Source organism: Hydrogenophaga sp. ANAO-22 (assembly GCF_042466645.1).
Taxonomy (GTDB): Bacteria; Pseudomonadota; Gammaproteobacteria; order Burkholderiales; family Burkholderiaceae_C; genus Hydrogenophaga.
Genome location: NZ_CP159956.1, coordinates 5558529 through 5579122, shown reverse-complemented (window position 1 = coordinate 5579122; position 20594 = coordinate 5558529). Strand labels below are relative to the sequence as shown.

Here is a 20594-nt window from a genome sequence, read left to right as displayed (position 1 = left end):
TTCTACCGATTCCCATCATCACCATGACCCACGTTGTCACCGAAGCCTGCATCCGCTGCAAATACACCGATTGTGTGGACGTCTGTCCCGTGGACTGTTTCCGCGAAGGCCCGAACTTCCTGACGATCGACCCGGATGAGTGCATCGACTGCGCGGTGTGCATTCCCGAATGCCCGGTGAGTGCGATCTACGCCGAGGAAGACCTGCCCAAGGACCAGCAGCACATGACCGAGCTCAACGCCGAGCTCGCTCGCCTGCCGGGCTGGAAGAGCATCACCAAGCGCAAGGACCCCTTGCCCGACCACGACGAGTGGAAAGACCGCAGCGACAAGTTGTCGGAGCTGATTCGCTGAACCTGGCATGACCTTCGCCAACACGCCCGACGGCCTCATCGAAACCGATGCCGTCATCGTGGGCGCGGGCCCGGTCGGCCTCTTTCAGGTTTTTGAACTGGGCCTGCTGGAGATCAAGGCGCACGTGATCGACTCACTCGCCTACCCCGGCGGCCAGCCGGTCGAGCTGTACCCGGACAAGCCCATCTACGACATCCCCGCCATCCCGGTGTGCACCGGGCAGGAGCTCGTGGATCGCCTGCTCTCACAGATCAAGCCCTTCGGCGCCAGCTTCCACCTCGGCCAGGAAGTCACCAGCGTGCAACAGCAGGCGGATGGCCGCTTCTTTGTCGCCACCTCCAAGGGCACGCGGTTCCTCACCAAGACCTTGTTCATCGCCGCTGGCGTGGGTGCTTTCCAGCCGCGCAAGCTCAATGTCGAGGGGCTGGACCGATTCGAGGACACCCAGCTGTTCTACCGGGTCAGGAGCCCAGCCGATTTCGTGGGCAGGCATCTGGTCATCATTGGTGGTGGTGATTCGGCGCTCGACTGGGCCCTGAACTTCGCGGCCGAAGGTCCGCATAGGGCCGCCAGCGTGATCCTCATCCACCGCCGCGACGGCTTTCAAGCCGCGCCCGCGAACGTGGCGAAGATGCGCGAGCTCTGCGAGCGCCACGAGATGCAGTTCATCGTCGGCCAGACCTCCGGCTTCGAGGAAAGCGATGGCCGCCTCACAGGCCTGAAAGTCACCAGCCCCGACGCCGTGACCCGCGTCGTGCCTCTGGACGCCTTGCTGGTGTTCTTCGGTCTCTCGCCCAAGCTCGGGCCGATCGCAGACTGGGGCCTGGACATCGAACGCAAGCAGCTGGTGGTCGACACCGAAAAGTTCTCCACCAGCGTGCCCGGCATCTTCGCGGTGGGTGACATCAACACCTACCCGGGCAAGAAGAAGCTCATCCTCTCCGGTTTCCATGAGTGCGCCTTGGCCGCCTTCGGCGCCGCGCCCTTCATCTTTCCCGACAAGAAGGTGACGCTGCAATACACCACCAGCAGCACCAAGCTGCACAAGGTGTTGGGCGTGGACTCGCCGGTGCTGGATTGAGCCCAGGCCGTGTTGTGCGCAGTGACAAGACGCAGAAAAGACAAAGGCCTTCCGAAGAAGGCCTTTGTCTTTTGTCTGTCTGGCTCCCCGACCTGGACTCGAACCAGGGACCTGCGGATTAACAGTCCGTCGCTCTACCGACTGAGCTATCAGGGAACAGCCTCGAATTATAGCGTCGTTTTTCGCGTTTTTCTATGACCCGCTTCATCTTCATCATCAAACCGCTTTTCTGGCTCAGTGTCGCGGTGCTCACCGTCGCCTCGCTCGTGCCCGTGGTCCTGCTTCCACCCCAGAGCCTCGACATATGGGACAAGGCCCAGCACGCGTTCGGATTCGCCTGGCTGGCGTTCCTGGGCCTGCTCGCCTATCCACGTCGGCCCAACGCGGTGGCTGCGTCTCTGCTGGCCCATGGCGGCGCCATCGAACTGGCCCAGGCGGCCACGGGGTGGCGCTACGGCGAATGGTCGGATCTCGCGGCCGATGGCGTGGGCATTCTGCTGGGCGCCCTGGCCTGGTGGCTTCTTCGTCGGATCGCCCGCCCCGCCGCTTGAAACCGCGGGGCCGCCGCGCACAATAGTGGCATGTCACACACCCCGCCCAACCGAGCATTGCCGTGGCTCGAGCCCGGCCAGGCGTTTCCGTCCGTGGAAACGGCCTGGAGTGCCACAGACCCCGCGCCCGGTCTGCTCGCCGCAGGCGGGGTGCTGGATGTGCCGACGCTGGTCGCCGCGTACTCCCGTGGCATCTTCCCCTGGTACAGCGCGGGCCAACCCATCCTGTGGTGGAGCACCGACCCTCGCATGGTGCTGGAGACCCGCCAGTTCCGTCTGCACCGCTCGCTGCGCAAGACACTCACCCGGCTGTTGCGCGAGCAGCGGCTGGAAGTGCGCTTCGACCACGACTTCGAACGCGTCATCCGCGCCTGCGCGCACACGCCGCGCGACGGCCAGACTGGCACCTGGATCCTGCCCGCGATGGTGGAAGCCTACGTCCGGCTCCATCACGCAGGCCTCGCACACAGTGTGGAGGCCTGGTTCGACGGCGAGCTGGCCGGTGGGCTGTATTGCGTCAATCTCGGCGCCATGGTGTACGGCGAGTCGATGTTCAGCCGCCGCAGCGATGCCTCCAAGATCGCCCTGGCGGCGCTGATCGCCTTCTGCCGCGCCCACGGCATGCCCCTGATCGACTGCCAGCAGAACACCACGCACCTGGCATCGCTGGGCGGCCAGCTCATGGCCCGCGACGAGTTCTGCCGACACGTTCGAATGGCCCTGCCCCACCCTGCCCCACGCTGGGAATTCGAGCCCGTATACTGGCAACACATCCTCTCTGACGACGGTCCTCGCGCGTGACCCACCTCAAAGAACTCCCGCTTCAGGCGCTGCAGTTTTACGCCACGGCACCTTACCCGTGCAGCTACCTGCCGGACCGTCAGGCGCGTTCGCAAGTCGCCACCCCCAGCCACCTCATCCACAACGACGCGTACTCGGATCTGGTCACGCACGGCTTCCGCCGCAGCGGCATGTTCACCTACCGCCCGTATTGCGATGGCTGCCAGGCCTGCGTGCCGCTGCGCGTGCCGGTCGCCTCGTTCACACCCAACCGGAGCCAGCGACGATCGGCGAAGCAGCACGGCATGCTGCAGACGCGCGTGCTCAAGCTCTGCTTCATCCCCGAGCACTACCAGCTCTACCTGCGCTACCAGAACAGCCGCCACGCCGGCGGCGGCATGGACCACGACAGCATCGACCAGTACACGCAGTTCCTTCTGCAGAGCCGGGTCAATTCGCGGCTGGTGGAGTTCCATCAGCCCGGCACCGACGGTGGCCCTTCCCGGCTCAAGATGGTCTCGATCGTCGACGTGCTGAACGATGGCCTCTCGGCGGTCTACACCTTCTACGAACCCGATGAAAAGGCCAGCTACGGCACGTACAGCGTGCTCTGGCAGATCGATCAGGCCCGCGCGCTGGAGTTGCCCCATGTGTACCTGGGCTACTGGATCGGGCAGAGCAGCAAGATGAACTACAAGGCGGGCTTCCAGCCGCACGAGTTGCTGCTCGAGGGCCGCTGGATCACGGCGCCCTGAGGCGTGGCCTGACCGAGGGCGGCGTTCGCTGCCAGCGTGTTCCGGCACCGGTTGGAGGAAGTGGATTTCATCTTGTAAAATCAAGAACAACCTCTGACCTCTCATGACCAAACGCTCCGAGACCCTTCCCAGCACGCCCACTGTCCAGGTGATCGAACGCATGTTCAACCTGCTGGAAGTGCTGGCATCGCGCGAGGAACCGGTGTCGCTGAAGGAAATCAGCGAGAAGACCGGCCTGCATCCCTCGACCGCGCACCGCATCCTCAACGACCTGACCATCGGCCGGTTTGTCGATCGGCCCGAGGCAGGCAGCTACCGGCTCGGCATGCGGTTGCTGGAACTGGGCAACTTGGTCAAGGCACGGCTGAGCGTGCGGGATGCCGCCCTGCTGCCCATGCGCGAGCTGCACAAGATGATCCAGCAGCCGGTCAACCTGAGCGTGCGCCAGGGCGACGAAATCGTCTATGTGGAGCGGGCGTACAGCGAGCGCTCCGGCATGCAGGTGGTGCGCGCCATTGGTGGCCGCGCGCCCCTGCACCTCACCTCGGTGGGCAAGCTCTTCCTGGCCGATGACGAGCCGCAACGGGTGCGCGCCTACGCCACCCGCACCGGGCTGGCTGGCAACACGCGCAACAGCCTGACCCAGCTCGCGACCCTGGAACGCGAACTGGCGCAGTGCCGGCAAGCCGGCCTCGCACGGGACAACGAGGAACTGGAGCTGGGCGTGAGGTGCATGGCCGCCGGCATCTACGACGACCAGAGCAAGCTGGTGGCTGGGCTGTCGATCTCCGCCCCCGCGGACCGCATCGACGAGAGCTGGGTGCCCAAGCTGCGCTCCACCGCTGCCGAGATTTCATCCGCGCTGGGCTGCCCCAAGGTGCCGATGCCGGCATCCGCCCGCTGAGCGCGTCACCCCCATGAAAAACGGCCCGTCAGGGCCGTTTTTCATGGGGGCTGGGAAAGGGTCAGCCTTGAGGGCGGGGCATCACGCGCGCATCGGTCTGCACTTCGACCCAGCGCCGCACGCGTTCGGCGTCCTGCATGCGCCCCACTTTGCCCGTGGCGTCCAGAAACACCATGATCAACTGGCGGCCCGCCACCTTGGCCTGCATGACGAGGCAACGGCCGGCTTCGGAGATGTAGCCCGTCTTCTGAAGGCCGATGTCCCACGACGGGTTCTTGATCAGGCCATTCGAGTTGTTGTAGTGCAGCGTGCGACGACCGAGGTCGACCTCGTAACTGGGCGACGTGGACAAATCGCGCAGGATGGGGCGCTGGTAGGCCACGGACACCAGGGTCGCGAGATCGCGCGCGCTCGACTGGTTGGAGCTGGACAGGCCGGTGGGCTCGACGTAACGGGTGTCCGCCATGCCCAGTTCCAGCGCCTTCTTGTTCATCAGGCGCACGAACTCGGCAAGGCCACCGGGGTAGGTGCGACCGAGTGCATGGGCGGCCCGGTTTTCGCTGGACATCAGCGCCAGGTGCATCAGCTCGCCCCGGCTGAGCGTGGTACCCACGGCCAGGCGCGAACTACTGCCCTTGTAGGTGTCCACGTCGTCCTGCGTGATGGTGATCATTTCCTGCATGTTCAGGTGGGCGTCTGCCACCACCAGGCCGGTCATGAGCTTGGTCAGCGAGGCGATCGGCAGCACGGCCGCGTCGTTCTTGCTGAACAGCACTTCGTTGGTTTCCTGATCGATCACCAGGGCCACGCTGGAATTGAGTTCGAGCGGATCGTCCATCGAACGCAGGCCCAGGCGCGAGCCTTCGGAAAGTCGGGGCGCCACGGCCGCGCGCATCACCGCCTGGGTGGCTGCGGGTTTGCGTTGAACGGCCACCTTGTGCAGCGAGGTCGTCTTGCCCGCCGCCATCTGAACCTTCACACGGCCCTGGGGCTTGCTGGCCACGCGAACGGTCTTGCGTGCCGGGGCCTGCGCCACCTTGGGTTGGGCCTTCTTCGAGGTGGCCACCGTGCGCTTGGGAGTGGCCTTGGCCGTCACCGTCTTCTTGGCGGTTTTCGCGTTGCTGGCGGCCTGGGCTTGCAAGGGCGCGAAGGAAAGCGCTACCCAACCGGCAACAGCCGCAACCAGCAAAATTTTGCGAAAACGATCGACGCCGATGACCATGACTCCACTCCAGCAACAGGAACTGCGCAGGGGTGAAGTATAGGCATTCGGAAAAAAACTAGCAATATCAAAAGCTTGGGAAACTGTCTTCAGTGATCGGTAGAACAAGTGCTACTTTTGGTGTCTTTTCTGCGCCTCACGAAACACAATTCATCAAGCCTTTGATTTCATTGGGTTTTATCCCTGGGCGGCAACCCGGTCTGATTTGCTGTGCAACTTGTTCAGCGCACTCAGGTACGCCTTGGCCGACGCCACGACGATGTCTGGGTCGGCGCCCACGCCGTTGACGACGCGGCCACCGTGTTGAAGGCGCACCGTCACCTCACCCTGGCTCTCGGTGGAACCACTGGTGATGGCGTTGACCGAGTACAGCAGCAGCTCGGCGCCGCTCTTCACGTGGTTCTCGATCGCTTTCAGGGACGCGTCCACGGGGCCGTTGCCGTCGCTCTCGCCCTGGATTTCCTTGCCGTCCACGGTGAACACCACGCTGGCGTGCGGGCGCTCGCCGGTCTCGCTGCGCTGCTTCAGCGAGACCAGGCCGTACTGCTCCTTCTCGGCGGTCACGCTCTCGTCGCTGCACAGGGCCAGGATGTCCTCGTCGAAGATCTCGCTCTTGCGGTCGGCCAGTTCCTTGAACGCCGCAAACGCAGTGTTGATCTCGCTCTCGGACTCCATCTCGATGCCCAGGTCCTGCAAGCGCTGCTTGAACGCATTGCGGCCGCTGAGCTTGCCCAGCACGATCTTGTTGGCACTCCAGCCCACGTCCTCCGCGCGCATGATTTCATAGGTGTCGCGTGCCTTGAGAACGCCGTCCTGGTGAATCCCGCTGGCATGGGCAAACGCGTTGGCACCCACCACCGCCTTGTTGGGCTGCACCACGAAGCCGGTGGTCTGGCTCACCATGCGGCTGGCCGGCACGATCTGCGTGGCGTCCACGCCCACGTCCAGGCCGAAGTAGTCGCGCCGTGTGCGCACCGCCATCACGATCTCTTCCAGCGAGCAGTTGCCCGCGCGCTCGCCCAGGCCGTTGATGGTGCACTCCACCTGGCGCGCGCCACCAATCTTCACGCCGGCCAGCGAGTTCGCCACGGCCATGCCGAGGTCGTTGTGGCAATGCACCGACCAGATGGCCTTGTCGGAGTTGGGCACGCGCTCGCGCAGCGTGCGGATGAAATCGCCGTAGAGCTCCGGGATCGCGTAGCCCACCGTGTCCGGGATGTTCAGCGTCGTCGCGCCCTCCTTGATCACGGCCTCCAGCACGCGGCAGAGGAAATCAACGTCGCTGCGGTAGCCGTCTTCCGGGCTGAACTCGATGTCGTCCACCAGGTTGCGGGCGAAGCGCACCGATTGCACTGCCTGCTCCAGCACCTGCTCGGGCGTCATGCGCAGCTTCTTCTCCATGTGCAGGGCACTGGTTGCGATGAAGGTGTGGATGCGCGCGCGCTGAGCGCCCTTGAGGGCTTCCGCGGCGCGCGCGATGTCCCGGTCGTTGGCCCGCGCCAGCGAGCACACCGTGGACTCCTTGATGGTGTTGGCGATGGCCTGCACGCAGTCGAAGTCCCCGTTCGAGCTGGCCGCAAAGCCGGCCTCGATCACATCCACCTTCAGGCGCTCCAGCTGGCGCGCAATGCGCAGCTTCTCGTCCTTGGTCATGGACGCACCGGGCGATTGCTCACCGTCGCGCAGGGTGGTATCGAAAATGATCAGTTTGTCGCTCATGGGGAAACTCCATTCAAGGTTGTTTTTATCCACCCAGGTCGGGATCAGACCGCCTGGGCTTCGGATTCGCTGGTGTGGGGCCTCGCCACCCGGTGCAGGCCGGACAGGATGGCCTTGAAGGACGCAGAAACAATGTTGGCGTCGATGCCCACCCCGAACACCGTGCGCGTCTCGTCGATGCGCATCTCCACATAGGCCACGGCGCGCGCCTGCGCGCCCGAGCCGATGGCGTGCTCGTGGTAGTCGAGCACCCGCACCTGGCGGCCGATCGCTGCGTTGAGGCCGTTGACGAAGGCGTCGATGGGGCCGTTGCCCTGCCCGTCCACCACCACCGGCTCACCGCCGATCTCCACCTGGGCCGCCACGCGCACGCTCTGGCCCGAGATGTCCTCCATCACGGGCTGCAGCGGCGCACGGGCCTGGGACAGGCCGTACTCGCGCTCGAAGATGTCCCACAGGTCGGCCGCGGCCAGCTCCTTGCCGTTGGCATCCATGACCTCCTGCACTACCTGGCTGAACTCGATCTGCAAGCGGCGCGGCAATTCCAGGCCGTATTCGTTTTCCAGCAGGTAGGCGATGCCGCCTTTGCCCGACTGGCTGTTGACGCGGATCACAGCCTCATAGCTGCGCCCCAGATCCTTGGGATCCACAGGCAGGTAGGGGATGTTCCAGGCGTCGTCTTCCCGGCGCGCGGCAAACGCCTTGCGGATCGCGTCCTGGTGAGAGCCGGAGAACGAGGTGTAGACCAGGTCGCCCACGTAAGGATGGCGCGGGTGCACCGGCAACTGGTTGCAGTGCTCGACGGTGCGGCGGATCTCGTCGATGTCGGAGAAGTCCAGGCCGGGCGAGACACCTTGTGTGTAGAGGTTGAGCGCAACGTTGACCAGATCGAGGTTGCCAGTGCGCTCGCCGTTGCCGAACAGACAGCCTTCGATGCGATCGGCGCCCGCCATCAAGGCGAACTCGCCCGCAGCCGTGCCGGTGCCGCGGTCGTTGTGCGGATGCACGGACAGCACGATCGCATCGCGCCGCGCGAGATGGCGGTGCATCCACTCGATCATGTCGGCAAAGATGTTGGGCGTGCTGTGCTCCACCGTGGACGGCAGGTTGATGATGCACTTGTGTTCGGCCGTTGGCTGCCAGACCTCGGTGACCGCATCCACCACGCGCTTGGAGAAGGCGAGCTCGGTGCCGGAGAACATTTCGGGCGAGTATTGGAAGGTCCACTGCGTGGCGGGCTGCAAGGCGGCGAGCTCGCTGAAAAGGCGGGCCTGTGAGGTGGCCAGTTCGACGATCTCGTCTTCGTTCATGCCAAGCACCACGCGCCGCATGACGGGGGCCACGGCGTTGTAGAGATGCACGATGGCGCGCGGCGCGCCTTGCAAGGCCTCGAAGGTGCGCCGGATCAGCGGTTCGCGCGCCTGGGTCAGCACCTGGATGGTGACGTCCTCGGGAATGAGGCGCTCGTCAATCAGGCGACGCAGGAAATCGAATTCGGTCTGCGAAGCCGATGGGAATCCGATCTCGATCTCCTTGAAGCCGATCTTCACCAGCAACTCGAACATGCGCAGCTTGCGCTCCACATCCATGGGCTCGATCAGGGCCTGGTTGCCGTCGCGCAGGTCGGTGCTCAGCCAGATGGGGGCCTGGGTGAGGACGGCGTCGGGCCAGGTGCGGTCCTTGAGACCGATCGGCTTGAAGGCAGGGTACTTGCTGGCAGGGTGTTTCAACATGGTGCTCTTTCGATGTTACTGAAACCCGCAGCCCCAAAACACAAACGGCCCGCTGCAGGTGCAAACGGGCCGTTTTGAATGGAATGCGCGCGCGCTACCAAGCCTGCCCGTGTCGGACATCCAGTAGTAGGGCGAAAGCGCGAAAAATCATGGCTCAAACTGTATCACAAAGCTCAATCGTCGTGCAGGCCGCGCTCGTCGGGCTCGTCGGTGGAGGTGCTGATCACGCTGGTCGGTCGGCCCTTGGCCTTGCGCCAGAAGTACACCGCATACCCGGACAGCCCGTACACGACAAAGAGCGCGAACAGCACGGTCGGTGGGTGGATGTTGATGACCGCGATGCCCAGGGCCACCAGCACGATGGCCGCGAACGGCACGCTCTTCTTCAGGCTCAGGTCCTTGAAGCTGTAGAAAGGCACGTTGGTCACCATGGTCAGGCCCGTGTAGAGCGTGATGACGAACATGGGCCAGGTCACGTCCTGCGCGGGAATCTCCAGCTCGGTCATGAGCCAGATGAACCCCGCCACCAGGGCGGCGGCTGCGGGAGACGGCAGGCCCTGGAAATAGCGCTTGTCGACCACGGCGGTGTTGACGTTGAAACGCGCCAGCCTCAAGGCCGCACACGCGCAGTACACGAAGGCCGCGATCCAGCCCCAGCGGCCGATGTCGCGCAAGGTCCATTCGTAGGCGATGAGCGCCGGGGCCGCACCAAAGGACACCATGTCGGACAGCGAGTCCATCTGCTCGCCGAACGCGCTCTGTGTGTTCGTGAGGCGCGCGACGCGGCCATCCAGGCTGTCCAGCACCATGGCCACGAAGATGCCCACGGTGGCCAGGTCGTAGCGGCCGTTCATGGCCATGACGACCGAGTAGAAGCCGCCGAACAGGGCCGCAAGCGTGATCATGTTGGGCACCATGTAGATGCCCTTGGGGCGCCTGGGGCGTTCGTCGCTTGGCGTCATAGTGGTTTCGGTTCCGTCGTGCATTCGGGCCTCCGTGCGTCGCTGCGCTCAGAAACCCTCGGTTCCTGGAGCAGACCTCCTGCACAGAATGCCCCAGTGTAAAGCAGTGTGTCTGTAGGAAAAGACGACAAAGGCCACCGAAGTGGCCTTTGCGGTCGATGCGCGCCGGCAGGCGGCGCGGCTGGACGATCAGTTGCGGGTCTGGTCCACCAGCTTGTTCTTGGCGATCCAGGGCATCATGGCGCGCAGCTGGGCACCCACCACTTCGATGCTGTGGTCGGCGGTGTTGCGGCGGCGAGCCGTCATCGACGGGTAGTTCAGGCGGCCTTCCTGAATGAACATCTTGGCGTAGTCGCCGTTCTGGATGCGCTTGAGCGCGTTGCGCATGGCCACGCGCGACTGCTCGTTGATCACTTCCGGACCGGTCACGTACTCGCCGTATTCGGCGTTGTTCGAGATCGAGTAGTTCATGTTGGCGATGCCGCCTTCGTAGATCAGGTCCACGATGAGCTTGAGCTCGTGCAGGCATTCGAAGTAGGCCATCTCGGGCGCGTAGCCGGCTTCGACCAGGGTTTCGTAGCCCATCTTGATCAGCTCGACGGCACCGCCGCACAGCACGGCCTGTTCACCGAACAGGTCGGTCTCGGTCTCTTCCTTGAAGTTGGTCTCGATGATGCCGGCCTTGCCGCCACCGTTGGCCATGGCGTAGCTCAGCGCCAGATCACGCGCCTTGCCACTCTTGTCCTGGTGCACAGCCACGAGGTGGGGCACGCCGCCGCCCTGGGTGTAGGTGTTGCGCACGGTGTGGCCGGGGGCCTTGGGCGCCACCATCCACACGTCCAGATCCGCGCGGGGCACGACCTGGTTGTAGTGCACGTTGAAACCGTGAGCGAAGGCCAGCGAGCCGCCTTGCTTGATGTTGGGCTCGACGTTGTTCTTGTAGACCTCGCCGATCTGCTCGTCGGGCAGAAGGATCATGACCACGTCGGCGGCCTTGACCGCCTCGTTCACTTCCAGGACGTTCAGGCCGGCCTTGCCGACCTTGTCCCAGGAAGCACCGCCCTTGCGCAGGCCAACCACGACCTTCACGCCGCTGTCGTTGAGGTTCTGTGCGTGTGCGTGGCCCTGGCTGCCGTAACCGATGATGGCCACGGTCTTGCCCTTGATCAGGGACAGGTCACAGTCTTTGTCGTAGAAAACTTTCATGCTTTGCTCCAATGGATTTGATGGGTTTTGCCGTTCTTCGCGAGCCTGTCGAAGGGCTCTCGGTACCCCGGCCCGCCACAAGGGCGGGCCCGGGCTTCGACAGGCTCAGCGCGAACGGGCAAATGGCTGAGCCCCGAAACAGTCAGACGCGCAGGATTCTCTCACCCCGGCCGATGCCGCTGGCGCCCGTGCGCACGGTCTCCAGAATGGACGAGCGATCGATCGCCTCCAGGAAGGCGTCGTTCTTGCCCTGGTCGCCGGTGAGTTCGATGGTGTAGCTCTTCTCGGTCACATCGATGATGCGGCCGCGGAAGATGTCGGCCATGCGCTTCATTTCCTCGCGCTCCTTGCCCACCGCGCGGACCTTCACCATCATGAGCTCGCGCTCGGTGTAGGCCCCCTCGGTGAGGTCGACCACCTTGACGACCTCGATGAGGCGGTTCAGGTGCTTGGTGATTTGCTCGATGACGTCGTCCGACCCTGTGGTCTGGATCGTCATGCGCGAGAGGCTGGGGTCCTCGGTAGGCGCCACCGTGAGCGATTCGATGTTGTAGCCACGGGCCGAGAACAGGCCCACCACGCGCGACAGGGCGCCGGGTTCGTTTTCCAGCAGGACAGCGATGATGTGTTTCATGTGCGATTCCTCTTTTCGCCGCCCTCCCCTGCGCACGGTAATGCGCAGGCTTGGCGGACAATAGATTCGTCTGAGGGGATGAAGCGGCGAAGGCTTTTCGCCGCTTCGCTTCGGGAATTACAGGTCTTCGGAACCCAGCAGCATCTCGGTGATGCCCTTGCCGGCCTGAACCATAGGGAACACGTTCTCGGTGGGGTCGGTGCGGAAGTCCATGAAGACCGTGCGGTCCTTGAGCTTGCGCGCTTCGCGCAACGCCGGTTCGACGTCCTCGGGACGCTCGATCAGCATGCCCACGTGGCCATAGGCCTCGGCAAGCTTGACGAAGTTCGGCAACGCGTCCATGTAGCTGTGGCTGTAGCGACCTTCGTAGTCGATCTCCTGCCACTGCCGGACCATGCCCAGGTAGCGGTTGTTCAAAGCCACGACCTTGATGGGCGTGTTGTACTGCAGGCAGGTGGACAGCTCCTGGATGCACATCTGCACCGAGCCTTCACCGGTCACGCAGAACACCTCGCTGTCGGGCTTGGCCAGCTTGATGCCCATGGCATAGGGAATGCCCACGCCCATGGTGCCCAGGCCACCGGAGTTGATCCAGCGGCGCGGCTCGTCGAAGCGGTAGTACTGGGCCGCCCACATCTGGTGCTGCCCCACGTCCGACGTGATGTAGGTGTCCGCGTCCTTGGTCATGTTCCACAGCGTTTCCAGCACGTACTGCGGCTTGATCACGTCCTTGTTGCCACGGTCGTACTTCAGGCAGTCGCGCGCACGCCAGGCCTCGATCGTCTTCCACCACTCGGCCAGGGCCTTGTCATCGGGCCGCGCGGTGCTCTCGCGCACCATGCTGATCAGCTCGGTCAGCACGTCCTTGACGTCGCCCACGATGGGAATGTCGACCTTGACGCGCTTGGAGATGCTCGACGGGTCGATGTCGATGTGGATGATCTTGCGTTCGTTCTGCGCGAAGTGCTTGGGGTTGCCGATCACGCGGTCGTCGAAACGTGCCCCCACGGCCAGCAGCACGTCGCAGTTCTGCATGGCGTTGTTGGCCTCGATCGTGCCGTGCATGCCCAGCATGCCCAGGAACTTGCGGTCGGAAGCCGGGTAGGCGCCCAAGCCCATCAGCGTGTTGGTGACCGGGTAGCCCAGCATGTCCACCAGCGTGCGCAGCTCGTTGGTGGCGTTGCCCAGCAGCACGCCGCCACCGGTGTAGATGTAGGGCCGCTTGGCCGTCATCAGCAGTTGCAGCGCCTTGCGGATCTGGCCGCCATGGCCCTTGCGCACCGGGTTGTAGGAACGCATCTCCACCGAGTCGGGGTAGCCGTTGTAGGGCACCTTGTTGAAGGACACGTCCTTCGGAATGTCCACCACCACCGGGCCGGGCCGGCCGCTGCGGGCGATGTGGAAGGCCTTCTTCATGACCATCGCCATGTCGCGCGCGTCCTTGACCAGGAAGTTGTGCTTGACGATGGGGCGGGTGATGCCCACGGTGTCGCACTCCTGGAAGGCGTCCAGGCCGATCGCGGCGGTGGGCACCTGACCGGTCACGATGACCATGGGGATGCTGTCCATGTAGGCCGTGGCGATGCCCGTGATGGCATTGGTCACGCCCGGCCCGGAGGTGACCAGGGCCACGCCCACGTCACCGGTGGCGCGCGCGTAGCCGTCGGCCGCGTGCACGGCGGCCTGCTCATGGCGCACCAGCACGTGCTGGATCGTGTTCTGCTTGTAGAAAGCGTCGTAGATGTGCAGCACAGCACCGCCGGGGTAGCCCCAGACGTACTTCACACCTTCGGCCTGGAGGGCCTTGATGAGGATTTCTGCGCCGCGGAGGTCTTGAGGGGCTGCGCCTTTGGCGGCGGCAGCCGAGGCCAGTTCGGCCTTGCTGATTTCCATGATGAACCTTTCGAGAATTTCTCTGACGAAAAACCTTGGGTGCCTCTTGACCCACTCTTGTGGAGCGGTTTCGAGACTTGAGACCAATGGCCATGAGCGGGCACATACCCCGCCGGACCCTGATCCGTTTGCCTTGTTTTGAATTGCAGCCGGCATTATCGCACTGCAACAAGGTTTTTCCAGCCGGGGCGCCAGAAGCCGCCCCAAAAAGGCGCCCACATGTGCCGCAATGCGACAATTCCCGTCTTCCTTGCCGCCTTCGCGCCCGCCGCCTGCCTCATGCCCGCTTCCCCGCCTGCCTCGACGACGCCCCCTTCCAGCGCCGAATCCAACTTGATGGCGCCCTCGCTGCGCCGCCGCATGGCCTGCTGGCTGTATGAGGGCATGCTGATGTTCGGCGTCGTGTTCCTCGCCGGCTACCTGTTTTCCACGCTCACCCAGACCCGGCACGCCCTGGACAACCGGCATGCCCAGCAGGCGTTCCTGTTCGTGGTGTTCGGCATCTACTTCGCCTGGTTCTGGGCCAAGGGCCAGACGCTGGCCATGAAGACCTGGCACATCCGCGTCGTGGACCGCCATGGGCGCGCGCTCACCCAGGCTCGCGCCCTGCTGCGCTACCTGCTGTCCTGGCTGTGGTTGCTGCCACCGCTGGCGGTCTCCGGCCTCATGGGCTTGCCTGGGGGCGAGTTGGCGGTGCTGCTGTGCGGCTGGATCGTCGTCTGGGCCCTGCTCTCGCGCTTCCATCCGCAGCGCCAGTTTCTGCACGATGCGCTCGCGGGCACCCGCCTCGTGCACCAGGCCCCGCCCCCTACACCGCCTCGTGCCAAGCGCTGAAACCAGCCTCCAATGAACAACCAAGAACCCGTTGACGCCCAGAAGCGCCGCACCGGCCTCACGCGCATGGCGCATGCGTTCCGCTATTCCCTGGCCGGCCTGCGCGCCGGCTGGGGCGAAACGGCTTTTCGCCAGGAAGCCCTGGCCGCCCTGGTGATGATTCCCGCAGCGTTCTGGCTCGGCCGAAACTGGGTCGAGACGGCCCTGCTCGCCGCCTCGGTGCTGCTGGTGATGGTGGTCGAACTCCTCAACACCGGCATCGAAACCGCCATTGACCGCATCGGCCCCGAATGGCACGACCTGTCCAAACGCGCCAAGGACATGGGCAGCGCGGCGGTGCTGCTGAGCCTGCTGCTGTGCGCCGGCATCTGGATCGCCGCCCTGTGGACCCGCTGGGCCTGACCATTTTTTCCTCACCCTCATGACTTCTCCCACCTTCTCCCTCTGCGTCTACTGCGGCTCGCGCCCCGGCGCGCACCCAGCCTTCACCGACACCGCCCGCGCCGTGGGCGAATGGATCGGCAGCCGGGCCGGCCAACTCGTCTACGGGGGTGGCCGCAACGGCCTGATGGGCGTGGTCGCCGAAGCCACGCTCGCCGCCGGGGGCCGCGTGGTGGGCATCATCCCGAAGGCGCTGGTGGAAAAGGAGTGGGCACACCACGGCTGCACCGAACTTCACGTGGTGGACACCATGCACGAGCGCAAGCGCATGATGGCCGAGCGCGCCGATGCCTTCGTGGCATTGCCGGGCGGCATCGGTACGTTCGAGGAATTCTTCGAGGTCTGGACCTGGCGCCAGCTGGGCTACCACGACAAGCCCGTGGGCCTGCTCAACGTGGGTGGCTACTACGACGGCCTGGAAACCTTTTTGCGCACCGGCGTCGAGCAGCAGTTCATGAACGCCTGGCAGATGGACCTGATCCGCGTGGGCCGCGATCCGGCCAGCCTGTTGCCAGAGCTGGTGCAATCCGCCGGGCTGGCGCCCGAGCCGCGCATCGAGGCCATCTGAGCCTCGCGGAACCGGGTCTCAGACCGCGGTTTCGTCCTCTTCGCCGGTGCGGATGCGCACCACGCGCTCGACCGAGGTCACGAAGATCTTGCCGTCACCGATCTTGCCGGTGCGGGCGGCGCGGATGATCGCGTCCACACAGCGATCAACGTCGTCGGTCTTGACCACGACTTCCACCTTGACCTTGGGCAGGAAGTCCACCACGTACTCAGCACCGCGGTAGAGCTCGGTGTGGCCCTTCTGCCGGCCAAAACCTTTCACCTCGGTCACGGTCAGGCCGGTCACGCCCTGCTCGGCCAAGGCCTCGCGCACTTCCTCGAGCTTGAACGGTTTGATGACAGCGGTGATTTGTTTCATTCGGAGGCTCCGGGGCGTTGCGGGAAAAGCTTGTCTGCATTTCATTATGCCCAACGCATCGCGCAACGTTCGTACACTGCGGGCTCAACCCTTCGCGCGCCACCATGTCCGCACACGCCCTGCCCCGACACGTTCCTCTCACTGTGGCCTACCGGGGAGGCCATCCCGAGAACGTCCACCATGGCTCCATGGCGGTGGTGGATGCGCAGGGCAGGCTGCTGGCAGCCGTGGGCGATGTGGCGTCCCCGATGTTCACGCGCTCCTCGCTCAAGCCATTCCAGGCCATGCCCTTGATCGCCCAGGCCGCGGAGCGCTATCGGCTGAGCGACGCCGACATTGCGCTGCTCTGCGCCAGCCACAGCGGCGAACCCCTGCACGTCGACGGTGTCGCCGCGCTGCTGGGCAAGCTGGGCGCAGACGAATCGGCGCTGGCCTGCGGCACCCACGTGCCCTTCTTTTTCGGGGCCACGGGCGCCACGCCGGCACCGGGCGCGCGCTTCACCCGGTTGCACCACAACTGCTCGGGCAAGCACACCGGCATGCTGTTGCTCGCCCACGCGCTCCGCGCCTCGTCCGGCAACTACCTTGACATCGACCACCCGGTGCAACAGCAGATTGCGGCCAGCGTGAGCCATTTTTCCGGCGTGCCCGTCGACCACCTGGTGCGCGGCACCGATGGCTGCAGCGCACCCAACTACGCCCTGCCCTTGCGCTCGCTGGCGCACGCGTTCGCCCGCCTGACGCTGGCCGAGCCCGACCCGATCTATGGCCAGGCACCACGGCGCATCGCCCGCGCCATGAGCCGCCACCCCGAACGCGTGAGCGGACAAGGCCGCAACGACCTGGCCCTGATGCAGGCAGGCCGCGGCGACTGGGTGAGCAAGGTCGGCGCCGACGGCGTTCAGGCCTTGGCGAGTTTCAGCCGCGGCATCGGCATCGCCGCCAAAGTCGGCGATGGTCAGTTGGCCCCGTTGATGGTGGCCTTCGTGTCGGCCCTGGAACAACTCGGCTGGCTCGACGAATCCAGCCGGGCCGCCCTCGCCAGCCTGATTCCCCCGCCATTGAAGAACGCGGCGGGCATCGAGGTGGGTGAGATGCGCGCGGTGCTGGCGCTGCGCAGCGTTTAAGCGCGGTACTTGCTGGTGATCGGGTAGCGCCAGTCCTTGCCGAAACTGCGGTGGGTCACGCGGATGCCCACGGGTGCCTGGCGGCGCTTGTATTCGTTGATGCGGATCAGGCGCACCACCTTGTCCACATCGGCCCGCTCGAAGCCGGCGGCCACGATGCTCTCGGGGCTCTGGTCGTTCTCCATGTAGCGCTCGATGATCGCGTCCAGGACCGGGTATTCCGGCAGGCTGTCCTGGTCCTTCTGATCGGGGCGCAGCTCGGCGCTGGGTGGGCGCGTAATGATGCGTTCCGGAATCGGGTTCGCACCCGTGCCATAGGGATCGTGCGCGTTGCGCCAGCGGGCCAGCTTGAAGACCATGGTCTTGGCCACGTCCTTGATGACGGCAAAACCGCCGGCCATGTCGCCATACAGCGTGCAATAGCCCGTGGCCATCTCGCTCTTGTTGCCGGTGGTCAGCACGATGCTGCCGAACTTGTTGGACAAGGCCATGAGCAGGGTGCCGCGGATGCGCGCCTGCAGGTTCTCTTCCGTCGTGTCTTCGGGCAGGCCGGCGAACTCGCTGGCCAGGCTGGCCTTGAAGGCTTCGAACTGGGGCGCAATGGCGATCTCGTCGTAGCGCACGCCCATGCGCGCAGCCATGTCGCGCGCATCGATCCAGGAGATGTCGGCCGTGTACGGCGACGGCATCATCACCGTGCGCACACGGTCCTTGCCCAGCGCGTCGACCGCGATGGCCAGCACCAGCGCCGAGTCGATGCCGCCCGACAGGCCCAGGATGGCGCCTGGGAATCCGTTCTTGCCCAGGTAGTCGCGCACGCCCAGCACCAGCGCATGCCATAGGTCGGCCTCCGGGCTGTGGGCGCGGTCGGTCTCGGCGGTGATCTGCCAGCCAGCCCCATCCCGCGTGAAGGCCACATCGAACAGCGTCTCCTCGAAGCTCACCGCGCGACCAGCCAGGGTGCCGTCGGCACCGAGCACGAAGCTGCGCCCCTCGAAGACGATCTCGTCCTGCCCGCCCACCAGGTGCGCGTAGACCAGCGGCAGGCCGGTGGAGCGCACCCGCTCGCGCATGGTGGCTTCGCGCTCGCCGCCCTTGCCGGCATGGAACGGCGAAGCATTGATGACGGCCAGCAGGTCGGCGCCGGCGGCCCGGGCGTCGGCGGCGGGGGCGTCGAACCAGGCGTCTTCACAGATCAGCAGGCCCACGCGCACGCCTTCCACCTCGATCACGCAGGGCGCGTGGCCCGGCACGAAGTAGCGGCGCTCATCGAACACCTGGTAGTTGGGCAGCTCGCGCTTGGCGTAGGTGTGGGTCACCAGGCCCTCGCGCAACACGCTCGCCGCGTTGTGCAGGTAAGCCACGGCCACGCTGCGTTCACGCCGTTCGATCGTGGCCCCAGGCGCCCGCGCCGGATGTCCCACCACGATGTGCAGGCCTTTGAGGTGGGCCGTCCCGGCCGCGATGACTTTGAGGGCATCATCACACGCATCGATGAACGCCGGCCGCAGGAAAAGGTCCTCGGCCGCGTAACCGCAGAGGGCCAACTCGGGCGTGAGCAGCAGGCGCGCGCCACGGGCATGGGCCTGGGTGGCGGCGTCGACGATTTTCCGGGCGTTGCCCACCATGTCGCCCACCACGAAGTTGAGCTGGGCCACGCAAATGGAGAGAGTCATGGGGTCTGGAAACCTTGCTGGAGAGACCGCGAAAACGCGGTGGGCGGGAGCCGTGTTTGTCTGAAATCGATTATGTCACCCGGGTCTTCGCCTCGCCGCAGGCGGTCGATGCCGGCGCCTGGAACGCGTTGCTGGACAACGAGCCCGACCCCAGCCCCTTCATGCGCCATGAGTACCTGTCGGCGCTGCACGAAAGCGGCAGCGCGCGAGAGGCCACCGGCTGGCAAGCCCAGTTCGTGACACTGTGGCGCGGCGACGTGCTGCACGCGGCCTGCCCGATGTACCTGAAGAGCCATTCCTACGGCGAGTACGTGTTCGACTGGGCGTGGGCCAACGCGTACGCCCAGCATGGCCTGGACTACTACCCCAAGGCGCTGGTGGCCGTGCCGTTCACGCCGGTGCCGGGTGCGCGCCTGCTGGCCCGCGATCCGGCTTCGCGCGCGGCGCTGGTGAAGGCCTTGATCGAGCACACCCGGGAGGAACAGCTGTCGTCGTTGCACCTGCTCTTCGCGCAACCCCGCGACATCGACGCGTGCCACGCCGCCGGCCTGATGCTCAGGCACACCGTCCAGTTCCACTGGACCAACCAGGATGCGCAAGGCCAGCCCTTCGACGACTTCGAGCACTTCCTGGCCAGCCTGCAGCAGGAAAAACGCAAGAAAATCCGGCAGGAACGGCGCAAGGTGGCCGATGCGGGCGTGCGCTTCCGCTGGTCGCGCGGCGCCGACATATCAGAGGCCGACTGGGACTTCTTCTACCGCTGCTACGAGCGCACCTACCTCGAGCACGGCAACGCGCCCTACCTGAGCCGGGATTTTTTCCGCCGCATGGCGACCACCATGCCGCAACACTGGCTGCTGTTCATCGCCGAACGCGAAGGCCGGCCCATGGCCTGCAGCCTGATCGGCATCGACGACCACACCCGCGTGGCCTACGGGCGCTACTGGGGTGCGCTGGAGCGCGTGGACTGCCTGCACTTCGAGGCCTGCTACTACCAGCCATTGGCCTGGTGCATGTCACACGGCTTTGTCCGTTTCGAAGGGGGCGCCCAGGGCGAACACAAGATGGCGCGCGCCCTGCTGCCGGTGAAGACGACCAGCGCCCACTGGCTGGCACATCCCGCGTTCGCGGACGCGGTGGAACGCTTCCTGGAACGCGAAGGCCAGGGGATCGGGGAGTACCTCGATCACCTGGCCCTGCGAAATCCGCTCAAGGCAGCGCCTTGAGCCTGGGTTGATCAGGCCTGTTTGGCCTTGTTGTAGTTCGCGATGCCGTCCAGGATTTCCTGGTGGGCGGCGTCCTTGCCTTCCCAGCCGATCACCTTCACCCACTTGCCGGGCTCGAGGTCCTTGTAGTGCTCGAAGAAGTGCTGGATGGTGTTCAGGCGCATCGGGTTCAGGTCTTCGGGCTTCTGCCACTGGGTGTAGATCGACAGGATCTTGTCCGTCGGCACGGCCAGCACCTTGCCGTCTTCGCCGGCCTCGTCCTGCATCTTCAGGATGCCGATCGCGCGGCAGGGCACGACCACGCCGGGAATGAGGGGCACGGGCGTGATCACGAGCACGTCGACCGGGTCGCCGTCGCCAGAAATCGTCTGCGGCACATACCCGTAGTTGGTCGGGTAGTGCATGGCCGTGCTCATGAAGCGGTCCACGAAGATGGCGCCGGTTTCCTTGTCCACCTCGTACTTGATCGGGTCGGCGTTCATTGGGATCTCGATGATCACGTTGAACGATTCGGGAACGTTTTTGCCTGGGGTGACGTTGTCAAGGGACATGTTGATAAGGTCGTGGTTTGA

At 65.0% G+C, this 20594-nt stretch carries 21 protein-coding genes and 1 tRNA gene; 11 read left to right on the top strand and 11 right to left on the bottom strand.

Annotated elements, in window-relative coordinates; genetic code table 11:
- Positions 1-23 precede the first annotated feature (23 nt).
- Both fdxA and ABSY19_RS27100 read left to right on the top strand, forming a co-directional pair.
- Positions 24-353 (top strand): ferredoxin FdxA, encoded by a 330-nt coding sequence (gene fdxA / locus ABSY19_RS27105; RefSeq protein ID WP_382157485.1) that lies wholly within the window; start codon positions 24-26, stop codon positions 351-353.
- Between the two features lie 7 nt (positions 354-360).
- A complete protein-coding gene (locus ABSY19_RS27100) occupies positions 361-1434 on the top strand; it encodes an NAD(P)/FAD-dependent oxidoreductase (protein ID WP_382157483.1) in 1074 nt (357 codons plus the stop codon).
- Between the two features lie 80 nt (positions 1435-1514).
- Here ABSY19_RS27100 and ABSY19_RS27095 read toward each other — a convergent pair.
- Positions 1515-1590 (bottom strand) — tRNA-Asn (locus tag ABSY19_RS27095).
- 38 nt (positions 1591-1628) lie between these two features.
- On the opposite strand from ABSY19_RS27095, the gene ABSY19_RS27090 reads away from it, so the two are divergent.
- The 4 genes from ABSY19_RS27090 (at position 1629) to ABSY19_RS27075 (ending at position 4424) form a co-directional block, all read left to right on the top strand.
- Positions 1629-1985 carry a VanZ family protein gene (locus ABSY19_RS27090; RefSeq protein WP_382157481.1) on the top strand — a complete coding sequence of 119 codons (357 nt, stop codon included), beginning with the start codon at positions 1629-1631 and terminating at the stop codon, positions 1983-1985.
- Between the two features lie 30 nt (positions 1986-2015).
- Entirely contained in the window at positions 2016-2786 is a 771-nt protein-coding gene (gene aat, locus ABSY19_RS27085; protein WP_382157479.1) for a leucyl/phenylalanyl-tRNA--protein transferase, read from the top strand.
- Positions 2783-3520, top strand: coding sequence for an arginyltransferase (locus ABSY19_RS27080; RefSeq protein ID WP_382157477.1), 738 nt, complete (start codon positions 2783-2785; stop codon positions 3518-3520). Before aat ends, ABSY19_RS27080 begins: the two co-directional genes overlap by 4 nt.
- 103 nt (positions 3521-3623) lie before the next feature.
- Entirely contained in the window at positions 3624-4424 is an 801-nt protein-coding gene (locus ABSY19_RS27075) for an IclR family transcriptional regulator (RefSeq protein ID WP_382157475.1), read from the top strand.
- A gap of 61 nt (positions 4425-4485) precedes the next feature.
- Here ABSY19_RS27075 and ABSY19_RS27070 read toward each other — a convergent pair whose 3' ends face one another.
- The 7 genes from ABSY19_RS27070 to ABSY19_RS27040 all read right to left on the bottom strand — a co-directional run bounded on the left by ABSY19_RS27070 (position 4486) and on the right by ABSY19_RS27040 (position 13793).
- On the bottom strand, positions 4486-5646 hold the full coding sequence (locus ABSY19_RS27070; protein ID WP_382157473.1) for a serine hydrolase: 1161 nt from the start codon (positions 5644-5646) through the stop codon (positions 4486-4488).
- Between the two features lie 177 nt (positions 5647-5823).
- On the bottom strand, positions 5824-7365 hold the full coding sequence (locus ABSY19_RS27065) for a 2-isopropylmalate synthase (protein ID WP_382157471.1): 1542 nt from the start codon (positions 7363-7365) through the stop codon (positions 5824-5826).
- Between the two features lie 44 nt (positions 7366-7409).
- Entirely contained in the window at positions 7410-9098 is a 1689-nt protein-coding gene (gene leuA / locus ABSY19_RS27060) for a 2-isopropylmalate synthase (RefSeq protein WP_382157469.1), read from the bottom strand.
- A 173-nt stretch (positions 9099-9271) separates the two neighbouring features.
- Positions 9272-10084 (bottom strand): CDP-diacylglycerol--serine O-phosphatidyltransferase, encoded by an 813-nt coding sequence (gene pssA / locus ABSY19_RS27055; protein WP_382157467.1) that lies wholly within the window; start codon positions 10082-10084, stop codon positions 9272-9274.
- Positions 10085-10249: 165 nt separating this feature from the next.
- Positions 10250-11266 carry a ketol-acid reductoisomerase gene (gene ilvC / locus ABSY19_RS27050; protein WP_291118923.1) on the bottom strand — a complete coding sequence of 339 codons (1017 nt, stop codon included), beginning with the start codon at positions 11264-11266 and terminating at the stop codon, positions 10250-10252.
- Between the two features lie 142 nt (positions 11267-11408).
- Positions 11409-11900: an acetolactate synthase small subunit gene (ilvN, locus tag ABSY19_RS27045; RefSeq protein WP_291118919.1), complete on the bottom strand. Its 492-nt coding sequence runs from the start codon at positions 11898-11900 to the stop codon at positions 11409-11411.
- A 117-nt stretch (positions 11901-12017) separates the two neighbouring features.
- A complete protein-coding gene (locus ABSY19_RS27040) occupies positions 12018-13793 on the bottom strand; it encodes an acetolactate synthase 3 catalytic subunit (protein ID WP_382157465.1) in 1776 nt (591 codons plus the stop codon).
- Positions 13794-14072: 279 nt separating this feature from the next.
- On the opposite strand from ABSY19_RS27040, the gene ABSY19_RS27035 reads away from it, so the two are divergent.
- From ABSY19_RS27035 to ABSY19_RS27025, 3 genes are read left to right on the top strand one after another with little or no spacing between them, the layout of a single operon-like run.
- Complete coding sequence (locus ABSY19_RS27035; RefSeq protein ID WP_382157463.1) at positions 14073-14627, top strand: RDD family protein; 555 nt, start codon at positions 14073-14075, stop codon at positions 14625-14627.
- Between the two features lie 12 nt (positions 14628-14639).
- A complete protein-coding gene (locus tag ABSY19_RS27030; protein WP_382157461.1) occupies positions 14640-15029 on the top strand; it encodes a diacylglycerol kinase in 390 nt (129 codons plus the stop codon).
- A gap of 19 nt (positions 15030-15048) precedes the next feature.
- Entirely contained in the window at positions 15049-15636 is a 588-nt protein-coding gene (locus ABSY19_RS27025; protein WP_382157459.1) for a TIGR00730 family Rossman fold protein, read from the top strand.
- Positions 15637-15654: 18 nt separating this feature from the next.
- Here ABSY19_RS27025 and ABSY19_RS27020 read toward each other — a convergent pair whose 3' ends face one another.
- On the bottom strand, positions 15655-15993 hold the full coding sequence (locus ABSY19_RS27020; RefSeq protein WP_066265986.1) for a P-II family nitrogen regulator: 339 nt from the start codon (positions 15991-15993) through the stop codon (positions 15655-15657).
- Positions 15994-16097: 104 nt separating this feature from the next.
- On the opposite strand from ABSY19_RS27020, the gene ABSY19_RS27015 reads away from it, so the two are divergent.
- Positions 16098-17120 carry an asparaginase gene (locus tag ABSY19_RS27015; RefSeq protein ID WP_382157457.1) on the top strand — a complete coding sequence of 341 codons (1023 nt, stop codon included), beginning with the start codon at positions 16098-16100 and terminating at the stop codon, positions 17118-17120.
- Here ABSY19_RS27015 and ABSY19_RS27010 read toward each other — a convergent pair.
- Positions 17117-18796: an NAD+ synthase gene (locus tag ABSY19_RS27010; RefSeq protein ID WP_382157455.1), complete on the bottom strand. Its 1680-nt coding sequence runs from the start codon at positions 18794-18796 to the stop codon at positions 17117-17119. The two genes, ABSY19_RS27015 and ABSY19_RS27010, sit on opposite strands and share 4 nt — an antisense overlap.
- Positions 18797-18852: 56 nt before the next feature.
- On the opposite strand from ABSY19_RS27010, the gene ABSY19_RS27005 reads away from it, so the two are divergent.
- Positions 18853-20022 (top strand): GNAT family N-acetyltransferase, encoded by a 1170-nt coding sequence (locus tag ABSY19_RS27005; RefSeq protein WP_382157453.1) that lies wholly within the window; start codon positions 18853-18855, stop codon positions 20020-20022.
- A gap of 11 nt (positions 20023-20033) precedes the next feature.
- On the opposite strand, the gene ppa is transcribed toward ABSY19_RS27005, so the two are convergent.
- The gene (gene ppa, locus ABSY19_RS27000; RefSeq protein WP_382157451.1) at positions 20034-20573 is read right to left on the bottom strand and encodes an inorganic diphosphatase; all 540 of its coding nucleotides are present in this window, start codon (positions 20571-20573) and stop codon (positions 20034-20036) included.
- Between the last annotated feature and the right edge of the window lie 21 nt (positions 20574-20594).